Annotated in this window: 10 protein-coding genes; 8 read left to right on the top strand and 2 right to left on the bottom strand. The window is 60.3% G+C overall.

The genetic code is table 11. The features are described 5' to 3' along the window. The first annotated feature begins 75 nt into the window (after positions 1 to 75). From coaBC to pgi, 5 genes are all read left to right on the top strand, one after another. Positions 76 to 1,278: a bifunctional phosphopantothenoylcysteine decarboxylase/phosphopantothenate--cysteine ligase CoaBC gene (gene coaBC, locus BN1123_RS11835; protein ID WP_042027218.1), complete on the top strand. Its 1,203-nt coding sequence runs from the start codon at positions 76 to 78 to the stop codon at positions 1,276 to 1,278. A 103-nt stretch (positions 1,279 to 1,381) separates the two neighbouring features. Beyond that, on the top strand, positions 1,382 to 1,840 hold the full coding sequence (gene dut, locus BN1123_RS11830; RefSeq protein WP_042027217.1) for a dUTP diphosphatase: 459 nt from the start codon (positions 1,382 to 1,384) through the stop codon (positions 1,838 to 1,840). A gap of 69 nt (positions 1,841 to 1,909) precedes the next feature. Next, positions 1,910 to 2,506: a nucleoid occlusion factor SlmA gene (slmA, locus tag BN1123_RS11825; protein WP_042027216.1), complete on the top strand. Its 597-nt coding sequence runs from the start codon at positions 1,910 to 1,912 to the stop codon at positions 2,504 to 2,506. 377 nt (positions 2,507 to 2,883) lie between these two features. Further along, positions 2,884 to 3,720, top strand: coding sequence for a small-conductance mechanosensitive channel MscS (gene mscS / locus BN1123_RS11820; protein ID WP_042027215.1), 837 nt, complete (start codon positions 2,884 to 2,886; stop codon positions 3,718 to 3,720). 337 nt (positions 3,721 to 4,057) lie between these two features. Then, the gene (gene pgi / locus BN1123_RS11815; protein ID WP_042027213.1) at positions 4,058 to 5,707 is read left to right on the top strand and encodes a glucose-6-phosphate isomerase; all 1,650 of its coding nucleotides are present in this window, start codon (positions 4,058 to 4,060) and stop codon (positions 5,705 to 5,707) included. 164 nt (positions 5,708 to 5,871) lie between these two features. On the opposite strand, the gene ilvC is transcribed toward pgi, so the two are convergent. After that, positions 5,872 to 7,353, bottom strand: coding sequence for a ketol-acid reductoisomerase (ilvC, locus tag BN1123_RS11810; protein WP_042027212.1), 1,482 nt, complete (start codon positions 7,351 to 7,353; stop codon positions 5,872 to 5,874). A 226-nt stretch (positions 7,354 to 7,579) separates the two neighbouring features. On the opposite strand from ilvC, the gene ilvY reads away from it, so the two are divergent. Continuing rightward, the gene (gene ilvY, locus BN1123_RS11805) at positions 7,580 to 8,473 is read left to right on the top strand and encodes an HTH-type transcriptional activator IlvY (protein WP_042027211.1); all 894 of its coding nucleotides are present in this window, start codon (positions 7,580 to 7,582) and stop codon (positions 8,471 to 8,473) included. Here ilvY and BN1123_RS11800 read toward each other — a convergent pair. Beyond that, on the bottom strand, positions 8,455 to 9,321 hold the full coding sequence (locus tag BN1123_RS11800; protein ID WP_042027210.1) for a type 2 periplasmic-binding domain-containing protein: 867 nt from the start codon (positions 9,319 to 9,321) through the stop codon (positions 8,455 to 8,457). The genes ilvY and BN1123_RS11800 overlap by 19 nt on opposite strands. 177 nt (positions 9,322 to 9,498) lie before the next feature. Between BN1123_RS11800 and BN1123_RS11795 the strand changes: the two genes are divergently transcribed. Both BN1123_RS11795 and BN1123_RS11790 read left to right on the top strand, forming a co-directional pair. Further along, positions 9,499 to 9,690, top strand: coding sequence for a hypothetical protein (locus BN1123_RS11795; protein ID WP_042027209.1), 192 nt, complete (start codon positions 9,499 to 9,501; stop codon positions 9,688 to 9,690). A gap of 73 nt (positions 9,691 to 9,763) precedes the next feature. After that, entirely contained in the window at positions 9,764 to 12,337 is a 2,574-nt protein-coding gene (locus BN1123_RS11790; protein ID WP_042027207.1) for a bifunctional acetate--CoA ligase family protein/GNAT family N-acetyltransferase, read from the top strand. Positions 12,338 to 12,494: the final 157 nt, after the last annotated feature.

Genomic DNA, 12,494 nt, shown 5'->3' with positions numbered 1-12,494 from the left:
TCAATCTCTGTCGTCACTCCCAGCCTGTGGTATCTTAGCCGACCAGTCAGAATGAGCCGGATAGAGATACAGCAGATGAGATTGGCCGATAAACGCATCCTGTTGGGTGTCAGCGGCGGCATCGCCGCCTACAAGAGTGCCGAGCTGGTGCGCCGCCTGAAAGATCAGGGCGCCGAGGTTCGGGTGGTGATGACTCGCTCCGCCAAGGAGTTCATCACCCCGCTGACCCTGCAGGCCGTTTCCGGCCACCCGGTGGCCGACAGCCTGCTGGATCCGGCCGCCGAGGCCGGCATGGGCCATATCGAGCTGGCCAAATGGGCCGATCTGGTGCTGATCGCTCCCGCCAGCGCCAACCTGATGGCCCGCATGGCGGCCGGCATGGCCGACGAGCTGCTCACCACCCTCTGCCTGGCGACTCCGGCCACCGTGGCGCTGGCCCCGGCCATGAACCAGCAGATGTATCTCAATGCCGCCACCCAGGCCAACCTCAAGACCCTGGCCAGCCGCGGCATCCTGCTGTGGGGGCCGGACTCCGGCAGTCAGGCGTGCGGTGACGTGGGCCCGGGCCGGATGCTGGATCCTCTCGAACTGGTGGAACGTTGCTGCCAGCAACTGGCCGGCGAGCCACTGCTGGCAGGGGTCAAGCTGCTGCTGACGGCGGGGCCGACCCGCGAGGCGCTCGATCCGGTGCGCTACATCAGCAACCACAGCTCCGGCAAGATGGGTTACGCCATCGCCCGCGCCGCCCGCGAGGCGGGGGCCGAGGTGACCCTGGTGAGCGGTCCGGTGGCGCTGGCGACCCCGAGCGGGGTGGAGCGCATCAATGTGGAGAGCGCCCTGCAGATGCATGAGGCGGTGATGAGCCGGGTTGGCGAGTGCGATCTCTTCATCGGATGCGCCGCCGTGGCCGACTATCGCCCCGAGCAGGTGGCCAGCCAGAAGATCAAGAAAACTGGCGACAACGACCAGATGGCGCTGACCCTGGTCAAGAATCCCGACATCATCGCCGCCGTAGGGGCACTACCAGACAAGCCGTTCACGGTGGGATTTGCCGCCGAAACCGTGGATGTGGAACAATACGCCCTCGACAAATTGCGACGCAAACGGCTGGACATGATCGCCGCCAACGACGTGTCTCGCGAAGGGCAAGGCTTCAATGCCGATGACAACGCCCTGACCGTATTCTGGCAAGGGGGTCATGCTCCGCTGCCACTGGCCGACAAGCTGACGCTGGCCCGTCATCTCGTCGCCCTGATTGCGCGCCACTACCGGCGCTGAGCGCCGGGTCGCCATGGGCTCCCGATAACGCAAGACTCATGACACCCCGCCTTGCAGTGCAGAGACGGGGTGCCCACACAAGATCCAATTGAAAAAACGATTCATGACTACACAAATTGAACTGAAAATCCTGGATGCCCGTATCGGCACCGAGTACCCGCTGCCTGCCTACGCCACTCCGGGCTCTGCCGGCATGGATCTGCGTGCCCTGCTGGATGCGCCGCTGACCTTGGCCCCCGGTGATACCACCCTGGTGCCGACCGGTCTGGCCATTCACATCCAGGATCCCGGTCTGTGTGCCACCATCCTGCCCCGCTCTGGCCTCGGCCACAAACACGGCATCGTGCTGGGCAACCTGGTCGGTCTCATCGATTCCGACTATCAGGGCCAGCTGATGGTCTCGGTCTGGAACCGTGGCAAGGAGAGCTTCACCATGCAACCCGGCGAACGCATCGCCCAGCTGGTGATCATGCCGGTAGTTCAGGCCAGCTTCCAACTGGTCAAGGAGTTTAACCAGAGCGAACGGGGTGAAGGCGGTTTTGGTTCCTCTGGTCGCCAATAACAAGACCACACAGCCCCTTGGGGCGGTGCCTAATAACAGAATCAAGCCATTGTTTTTTTAGGGGAATCCATGGCAAGCAGTAATCAGAAACAGAGTCGGCGCGACCAGATCCTGCAAGCGCTCGCCCACATGCTGGAAACCAGTCCGGGTCAGCGTATCACCACGGCTCGCCTGGCAGCCGAGGTCGGTGTCTCTGAGGCCGCCCTCTATCGACATTTTCCCAGCAAGGCGAGGATGTTCGAGGGGCTGATCGACTTTATCGAGGATTCCCTGCTGTCACGGGTCAATCTCATCATGACGGAAGAGAAAGACACCATGGCCCGCTGCCACCACATCCTGCAGCTGCTGCTGGTCTTCGCCGAGCGCAACCCGGGCATCACCCGCATCCTCAATGGCGATGCCCTGCTGGGTGAACACGATCGGCTGCGGGATCGCATCAGCATCCTGTTCGACAAGCTGGAGACCCAGATCAAGCAGGTGCTGCGGGAAAAACGGCTGCGGGAAGGCCAGGGCTTCCAGCTCGACGAGACCATGCTGGCCAATCTGTTGCTGGCCTACACCGAGGGACGGATTAGTCAGTTTGTCCGTTCCGAGTTCAAGATCAAACCCACCGCCGGGTTCGAAGATCAGTGGCAATTCATCCGCAGCCAGCTGCTGCAGAGCTGAGCAGGAGGGACGGATCAACCATATACGTCCGTTCCGAGTTCAAGATAAAACCCACTGCCGGGTTCGAAGATCAGTGACAATTTATCCGCAGCCAGCTGCTGCAAAGCTGAGCCGGAGGGACGGATCAACCATGTACGTCCGTTCCGAGTTCAAGATCAAACCGACCGTCTGGTTTGAAGATCAGTGGCAATTTATCCGCAACCAGCTGCTGCAAAGCTGAGCCCGCACGAACCCATATGAGAAGGGAGGCCTTGGCCTCCCTTCCTTTTTGTGGCAACTTTTTACGGTAGAAAATAAGCACCAGATGCGACCCAGTCTGTCGCACTGCAATGTTAGATTCATCCGTTATCAATCTTTAGCATCTGACAGGATCTCCTATGGAACCCGAAATCATCACCGAAGCACAGACCTGGCTGGTCAACAACCAGGGCCTGCTGATCGAGTATGCCGTCAACATCGCCGCCGCCCTGCTGACCCTGCTGGTGGGCTATATCGCCGCCAACCTGATCAGCGGTGGCGTGGTCAAGGTGATGAAGAGCCGCAAGCTCGACGCTACCATCACCGAGTTCGTCGGCAGCATCCTCAAATACGCCATCCTGGTGTTCGTGGTAATTGCGGCACTGGGTCGGGTCGGGGTTCAGACCGCCTCCTTCGTGGCCATCATTGGTGCCGCCGGTCTGGCCATCGGTCTGGCGCTGCAGGGCTCGCTGTCCAACTTCGCCGCCGGCTTCCTGCTCATCATCTTCCGCCCCATCAAGGCGGGCGAGTTCATCGAAGTGGCTGGCACTGCGGGCGTAGTGCAGTCCGTGCAGCTGTTCACCACCACCCTCACCTCCGGTGACAACAAGATGGTCGTGGTACCGAACTCCGCCATTCTCAACGGCACCATAGTCAACTACTCGCGCATGGATACCCGTCGCGTCGACATGACCTTCGGCATCGGCTACGGCTCCGACCTGCGCAAGGCCAAGCAGATCCTTGAGCGTCTGGTGAACGAAGAACCGCGCATCCTGAAAGATCCGGCCGCTACCATCGCCGTCGCCGCCCTGGCCGACTCTTCAGTAAATATCGTGGTGCGCCCCTGGGTGAAAACCGGTGATTACTGGGGTGTCTGGTTCGACTTCCACGAGAAGGTGAAGCTGACCTTCGATGCCGAGGGTATCGAGATCCCCTTCCCGCAGATGGTCATGCACACCGCCAAAGCCGAGGAGTGATGAATCCATCCCCTTGCTCACAATGCCAGCCTTCGGGCTGGCATTGTCGTTTTTGGGGTGCCCCGGCTGCACATAACCCGGCCGGCGATATGAAAACCATTTCACACTCCCGGGTTGGCCCCATTCATGAGCGAGCGCAAGATCCGGCTTGCTTTCGTGACTCATAATCCCGACTTTCAGGGTGTACACTCCCCACGGTGACCCAAGGTTGTAAAAGACAATCGGTAAAACTCTGTTACATGAGCCGGCCAGCCGGCTCGCTATAATGCTCGGATAATAAGGTTTGGCGGGGCCTTGCCTGCAAGGTTCAAACACAACTTGGCATTTCAGGAATCCTATGAAAAACATCAATCCAACCCAAACCCAGGCCTGGCAGGCACTGGAAGCCCATTTTGCAGCTAACAAAGAGACTCGTCTCAAGGATCTGTTCGCGCAGGACCCGAAGCGCTTTGACAAGTTCTCCCTCACCTTCGGCGGCGACATCCTGGTGGATTACTCCAAGAACCTGATCACCGAAGAGACCCTGAAGCTGCTCATCGATCTCGCCAAAGAGACCGATCTGCGCAGCGCCATCGACGCCATGTTCAATGGCGAGAAGATCAACATGACCGAAGGGCGCGCCGTGCTGCACGTGGCCCTGCGCAACCGCTCCGACCGCCCGGTCGAGGTGGACGGCAAGGACGTGATGCCGGAAGTGAACGCCGTGCTGGCCAAGATGAAGGGCTTCTGCGAGAAGGTCATCTCCGGCGAGTGGAAAGGCTACACCGGCAAGTCGATCCAGCATGTGGTCAACATCGGCATCGGCGGCTCCGATCTCGGCCCCGTCATGATCACCGAGGCCCTGCGCCCCTACAAGAATCACCTGGAGATGCACTTTGTCTCCAACGTCGACGGCACCCACATCGCCGAGACCCTGAAGAAGATCGATCCGGAAACCACCCTGTTCCTGGTGGCCTCCAAGACCTTCACCACCCAGGAGACTATGACCAACGCACTGAGCGCCCGCGACTGGTTCCTGGGGCATGCCGGTGACAAGGCCCACGTTGCCAAGCACTTCGCAGCCCTCTCCACCAACGGTAAGGCCGTGGCCGAGTTCGGTATCGACACCAACAACATGTTCGAGTTCTGGGACTGGGTTGGCGGCCGTTACTCCTCCTGGTCCGCCATCGGCATGCCTATCGCCCTGTCGGTCGGTTTCGACAACTTCGAGGCCCTGCTGCAAGGCGCCTTCGAGATGGATATGCACTTCGCCACCGCCTCCTATGAGCAGAACGTGCCGGTGCTGCTGGCCCTGATCGGCCTGTGGTACAACAACTTCTACGGCGCAGAGTCCGAAGCCATCCTGCCGTACGACCAGTACATGCACCGTTTCCCCGCCTACTTCCAGCAGGGCAACATGGAGTCCAACGGCAAGTACGTGGATCGCAACGGCAACAAGGTCGACTACCAGACCGGCCCCATCATCTGGGGTGAACCGGGCACCAACGGCCAGCACGCCTTCTACCAGCTGATCCACCAGGGCACCAAGCTGATCCCCTGTGACTTCCTGGCCCCGGCCATCAGCCACAACCCCATCGGTGATCACCATCCGAAACTGCTGGCCAACTTCTTCGCCCAGACCGAGGCCCTGGCCTTCGGCAAGAGCAAGGAAGCCGTAGAGGCCGAATTCCTGGCCGCTGGCAAGACGTTAGAGCAGGTCAAGGATCTGGTGCCATTCAAGGTGTTCGAAGGCAACCGCCCGACCAACAGCATCCTGTTCAAGAGCCTGACCCCGAAAACCCTGGGTGCCCTGATCGCCATGTACGAGCACAAGATCTTCGTGCAGGGCGCAATCTGGAACATCTTCAGCTTCGACCAGTGGGGCGTGGAGCTGGGCAAACAGCTGGCCAACAAGATCCTGCCGGAGCTGGGCACCGACGAGGCTGTCACCAGCCACGACTGCTCCACCAACGGCCTGATCAACACCTGGAAAGCCTGGAAGGCCTGATTTTCCCGGCTGACCTGAATGCAAAAGCCCCGCTCGATGAGCGGGGCTTTTTTATGGCTATCAGTCGGTCTGCTTACATGATCCGGAGGACTGGCCAGGTGTCCAAGCCGGGCAGTAACGGGGATCGTCATCCCCGCCCCTTCATCATCCAGCCCGATGCAGGCTTAACCGCCGACAGCGATGCGCTTCATGTCCTTCATGTAGCCACGCAGTACCTGACCGATCTTCTCGATCGGGTGGTTGCGAGTCGCCTCGTTGGCCGCCAGCAGCGCCTGGTTGTCCACGCTCTGGCTCTCGGCTTGGCTGGCACCCAGGTCGCCCGCTTTCAGGGTCGGCATGAAGTGTTCACGCAGCAGCGGCACGGCGGCGTTGGCAAACAGGTAGTTGCCATATTCGGCTGTGTCGGAGATGACCACGTTCATCTCGTACAGACGCTTGCGAGCAACTGTGTTGGCGATCAGCGGCAGCTCGTGCAGGGATTCGTAGTAGGCAGACTCCTCGTAGATACCGGAGGCCACCATGGTCTCGAACGCCAGCTCGACACCCGCCTTGACCATGGCCACCATCACCACGCCATTGTCGAAGTACTCCTGCTCCGCGATCTTGCCAGCATAGGCTGGGGCATTCTCGAAGGCAGACTTGCCGGTCTCTTCGCGCCAGGTCAGCAGCTTGATGTCATCCTCGGCCCAGTCGGCCATCATGCCGCGAGAGAACTCGCCGGCGATGATGTCATCCATGTGCTTCTCGAACAGCGGGCGCATCAGGGTCTTGAGCTGCTCGGAGAGCTCGAAGGCGCGCAGCTTGGCCGGGTTGGAGAGGCGGTCCATCATCAGGCTGATGCCACCCTGTTTCAGGGCTTCGGTGATGGTCTCCCAGCCGAACTGGATCAGCTTGCCGGCGTAGGCCGGGTCTGTGCCTTCGGCAACCAGCTTGTCGTAGCAGAGCAGGGAACCGGCCTGCAGCATGCCGCAGAGGATGGTCTGCTCGCCCATCAGGTCGGATTTCACTTCCGCCACGAAGGAGGACTCCAGCACGCCAGCACGGTCGCCGCCGGTGGCGGAGGCCCACGCCTTGGCGATGGCCATGCCCTCGCCCTTGGGATCGTTCTCCGGGTGAACGGCGATCAGGGTCGGTACGCCGAAACCGCGCTTGTACTCTTCACGCACTTCGGTACCCGGGCACTTGGGCGCCACCATGACGACTGTGATATCGGCGCGGATCTGCTGGCCCTCTTCCACCACGTTGAAGCCGTGGGAGTAACCCAGTGCGGCGCCCTGCTTCATCAGCGGCATAACGGTTTTCACCACGTCGGAGTGCTGCTTGTCCGGCGTCAGGTTCAGCACCAGATCGGCGGTCGGGATCAGCTCTTCATAGGTGCCGACCGCGAAGCCGTTGTCGGTAGCCTTCTGCCAGGAGGCGCGCTTCTCGGTGATGGCGGCCTTGCGCAGGGCGTAGGCGATATCCAGCCCGGAGTCGCGCATGTTCAGGCCCTGGTTCAGACCCTGGGCACCACAGCCCACAATCACCACCTTCTTGCCTTTCAGCACGTCGCAGCCGTCGGCGAATTCCACGCGCTGCATGAAACGACACTTGCCCAGCTGGGCCAACTGCTGACGCAGGTTCAAGGTGTTGAAATAGTTAGCCATGGTGATTGCTCCGTTCGATTGATTCCATGCCGGTGACGGCGTTGTCTGAACCACTATAGCGCGGGACACATATTGCCTGAACTGATATATTCGAAACAGTACGTTGCAGGAATTGAAATGTGAGTCTGCGCAATGTCGGGCTGTTTCCCCCTATTTTCTGAATGGGTGGAAGCGATGACCCGGGCAGATTGACTCGGCAAAGCAGGCCACAGCAGGAAGAAAAAAGATGGACCTTCGCAACCTCGAGCTGTTTCTCCACCTCGCCGACTCCCTCCACTTCGGCAAGAGCGCCGATGCCATGGCGGTCAGCCCCTCCACCCTGAGCCGCGCCATCCAGCGCCTCGAGCAGGAAACCGGCTGCGTCTTGTTCGAACGGGATAACCGCAGCGTGCGCCTCACCCCGGCCGGCGAGAAGCTGCGCGAGTTTGGTGGTGGATTGCTGCAGGAGTGGCGCCAGCTCAAGCAGGAGCTCAAACGCAACGACGAACCGCTGCAAGGGCGATTGCGAGTCTTCTGCTCGGTCACCGCCAGCTACTTTCTGCTGCCCGAGGTACTGGAGCGCTTTCGCCGTCGCTACCCCCAGCTGGAGATCAAGCTGGAAACCGGCGACCCGGCGCTGGCGGTGGACAAGATCCTGGCCGATGAGGTCGATCTGGCCATCGCAGCCCGCCCGGATGCCCTGCCCGCCAAACTGGAATTTGCCAGCCTGCAGCGGGTCCCGCTGGTCTTTATCGCCCCGCGCAACGCCCCCCAACTCAACCAGTGGTTTCATCAGGGAGAACCGGACTGGGAGCGGCTGCCCCTGATCCTCTCGGAACAGGGGCTGGCCCGCAAACGCAGTGACCAGTGGTTTCGCAACAAAGGGATAGCCCCCAACATCTATGCCGAAGTGGTGGGCAACGAGGGGATCGTCGCCATGGTGGCGCTTGGCTGCGGTGTGGGGTTGGTACCCGCCGCCGTCATCGATCACAGCCCAATGGGCGAGAAGGTGCGCATCGTCGAACCCAAGCCGGCACTCAAGCCATTCGACGTCGGCATAGTGGTTTCACGCAAACGGCTTGAGGAGCCCCTCATCCGTGCCTTCTGGGACACTGCCCAGAATCAGGGGGCGCTGCGTTGATCCGGATTGTAGATGAGGGTTGGGTCGGCCATCATGGGCCGGCTGCTCAGCGGCAATCCGGGGTTATGCAGTTCAAAGCGCGTCCGTTGCTCCAGCTTCAGATTCCGCACCGTCTTGCCAAACGACTCTTCGAATACCTGCTCAAAGGCACCTGACTGCCGCGCCCGCTGCAACCCAAGCTCAATGCGCTGCGCGAGCTCAGGGTATTTGGGCGAAACGAAGAACAGCAAGGCCAGCGGGTAACGAAAAACCAGGTGCGGCTCGATGGCCAGATAGGGGTGCGCCTTGAGCTCGTCCTCGACTTCGATGACGGAACGCAGGAAGCAGTCGAAGCGCCGCTTGCGCAACATGTTGAACAATACGTCGTACAAGCTGCCCACCACCACCTTCAGACCATTCGCCTTGAGCAGCTCGGTATCCGGCCAGAATCTGTGCTGGCCAATGGTCAACCCGGATTGCTGCCATTGTGCCAGGGACTGGATATTGGCAAAGCGCCCCTCATCTCCCTGCCGGATCAGGCAGACCCGCCATCCCAGCAGCCCCTTGGCCAGCGGGATATGCACCGCCAGCAGATCCTGCTCCCGCTCGCTGTCCGGTGCAAACACGGCCACTTGCACCGAACCGTCACCGCTCATCTCCTTGACCACACGCCCCTGCTCCATGGGTGCGCTGGCAATCAATCGATAGGGGCCATATTCGGGGATGGTGAGTTCGAGGGAGAGGCGCAGCAACTCGGGAACGGCGGGATTGGGGTGCTGCAGCAACTGATTCCAGACACGGATCGGCTGTTCAGCTGCCACAAGGTTGGTCGCCATCAATGTGATACACAGTAGCCATGCCCTGACCATGCTCTAGCACCCGGATGTCATACGCCTCCCATTACTATAACGCCCCACGGTTTCGAGGGGAGTGCGGCGTGGCAGATGTGTGAACCGTCCCGTGTCAAATATGACAATAGGAAAAACCGGCAGATAACCGCAGACTCGGGCTGCTGACAAGGGACCGACTATTCAGGGAGAAGAGCCATGAAACAGCATTTGGTCGAGATAAAAGGGGCAACCCTGTTCGAGGAGTACCTGCAAAGCATGGGGGTCCCGAACACATTGCTGGACAGGGAACGGGATATCTATCTGCAGGATCGCCATCTGGGCGCAATCCGCCAGGTGCAGGGCGAGCTGAGATTTTATCTGCGCGCCAATGCCCTGAACAAACAGTGATCAGGAACCGGTCACAGAACCCGCTGCAAAGAGGTATTAGACTGGTATCTTCCCCCTTTCGCCGGGAGTGCCCATGAAAGCAAGCGGTCTGGATCGTCTGTTCAAGCCTCACTCAATTGCCGTGATCGGCGCTTCTACCGACCCGCTCAAGGCGGGTCATGTGATCGTCCGCCACCTGCTGGCAGGGCAGTTCAAGGGACCCATACTTCCCGTCACCCCCAAGGACAAGGCCATCGCCGGCGTGCTGGCCTATCCCGATGTTGCCAGCCTGCCGCTGGTGCCGGATCTCGCCATCATCTGCACCAAGCGGGAACGAGTCCTGCCACTGCTGGAAGCGCTCGGCCAGAAAGGCACGGGGGCTGCCATCATACTGGCAGGGGACTTTTCCGATGAGGAACGGCGGGAGCTGAAGCGGGTCTGCCAGCAATACGGCATCCGCCTGCTGGGACCGAACAGCATGGGTATGCTGCTGCCCGGGCAAGGGATCAACGCCAGCTTCTCTCCCATCACGGCCAAGCCAGGCCAGGTCGCCTTTCTCTCCCAGTCGGCCGCCGTCAGCGCCACCATACTGGACTGGGCCAAGCAACATGAGCTGGGCTTCTCTGCCTTCATCTCCCTCGGCGATCACTGTGACATAGACTTCGGCCAGCTGCTGGATCAACTCTCCCGCGACAGCACAACCCGCGCCATCCTGCTCTATATGGACAAGCTGCACGATGCCCGCCACTTTCTCTCCGCCGCCCGGGCCGCGTCGCGCAACAAGCCCATCCTGATACTCAAAAGCGGTCGCCACAACCCAAGCCATGGCCTCGACAACGTCTATGATGCCGCCATTCGCCGCGCCGGCATGCTGCGAGTTAGAGATACCCACGAGCTGTTTGCGGCGGTAGAGACCCTGAGCCATTCGATGACCCTCAAGGGGGAGCGACTGGCCATCATCTCCAATGGCCGGGGCCTGGCCAACATGGCGATGGATGTGCTGCTGGAGCGTGGAGGCAAACTTGCCCTCCCTCCGCTGGACATAGGCAGCGATGCAACCATCACCACCTATCAGGAGGCGCTGGACCACTTGCTGCAAGAGGAGGGGATAGACGCCATCCTGATCATCCATGCGCCTTCGCTGACCGCCCCCAGTGCGCCGCTGGCAAACCATCTCATCACCCATCTCAAGCAACATCCCAGAGCTCGTCGGCTCAATATCCTGACCAACTGGGCCGGGGAATATTCGGCGCAGGAGGGGCGCAGGCTGTTCACCGAGGCGGGCATTCCTACCTACCGCACACCCGAAAGCGCCATGGCCGCCTTCATGCATATGGTGGAATATCGTCGCAACCAGAAGCAGTTGATGGAAACTCCCGCCTCCCTGCAAGGCAACCAGCTCAATATCGAGTTGTGCCAACAGCTGCTTCGCCAGGCCAGAGAGCGCAACCAGTCGAGGCTGGATACCCATCTCGCCCACCCCATATTGCAAACGGCCGGCCTCTCGACTCTGCCGACCTGGATCGTCACTGATGCCATCGAAGCCACCTTGACGGCGGAGCAGATTGGCTACCCGGTCGCGGTCAAGCTGCGTTCGCCCGACATCTTCCACAAATCTGCCGTGCATGGCGTGATGCTCAACCTGCGCACCTCGACCGAGGTGGCACAAGCCGCCGACGCCATTCTGGACAGGGTACGGCAGCATGACCCGGGCGCCCGCATCGAAGGTCTGCTGGTGCAGCGGATGGCACGCCGCAGCGGCGGCCTGGAGCTGCGGGTGCGGATCCAGCAGGATGCAGTGTTTGGCCCCGTCATCCTGCTGGGAGAATCAGGAGCCGAGCCCCAGGAGATGGTTGCGGCCCTGCCGCCACTGAATCAGGCGTTGGCTCGTTACCAAATCATCGGTGCCATGAAGAGCCGCAAGATCCGTGAGCAGGCGACGCCAGTGCGGCTGAATATCGATGCGCTCAGCCAGGTGCTCTGTCAGCTTTCCGAGCTGATACTGGCTTTTCCCGACATCCAGGAGCTGGATCTCCACCCACTGCAGGCATGCGACAGCGAAATGGTGGTGCTGGATGCCAGCATCACCCTGGCCGATCCCAGCGCATCGCCACCCAATCGGCTGGCCATCCGCCCCTACCCTACCGAGCTTGAAGAGGGGGCCTGGCTCAAGGATCAGAGCCATATACTGCTGCGGCCGATCCGCCCGGAGGATGAACCGGCCCACAAGCAGTTCGTACTGCAAGTGTCCGATGAAGACAGGTACAAACGCTTCTTCGCGGATGTGGGAGAGCTGGGGCATGAAGAGCTGGCACGGATGACCCAGATAGATTACCACCGCGAGATGGCTTTTGTGGCCATTGGCCAGGATGGTGATTTCCGGGATCAGATCCTGGGTGTCGTGCGCGCCATCAGCACCCCGGATCACAGTGATGCCGAATTCGCCATCCTGGTACGCTCCGATTTAAAGGGGCTTGGCCTCGGTAAACTGATGATGGAGAAGATTATTCGCTACGCCAGAGAACAGGGGATTGAACAGCTATCAGGCATGACCATGCCCAGCAATCGCGGTATGATCAATCTAGCCAAGCGCCTGGGATTCAAGGTCGAACTGCACATGGAAGAGGGGGTGGTCAATATGGTGCTTGCTTGCAGCCATGACCATTAAGCGGCATCCAATGTGTAGCCCCATCCCACACTAACCGTTTGAAATGAGCGAAATACACAAACGAAAACAGCGGAAGAGAGACTCACAAGAGCCACAAAAAGACAAATATTGAGCAAGACGCAGAATTTCAGGCAATAAAAAAACCCCGCTCAGTGAG

It is taken from the genome of Aeromonas enteropelogenes (genome assembly GCF_000819845.1).
Taxonomy (GTDB): domain Bacteria; phylum Pseudomonadota; class Gammaproteobacteria; order Enterobacterales; family Aeromonadaceae; genus Aeromonas; species Aeromonas enteropelogenes.
The sequence above is the reverse complement of the archived record's forward strand: the minus strand, read 5'-3'. Positions and strand labels throughout refer to the sequence as shown.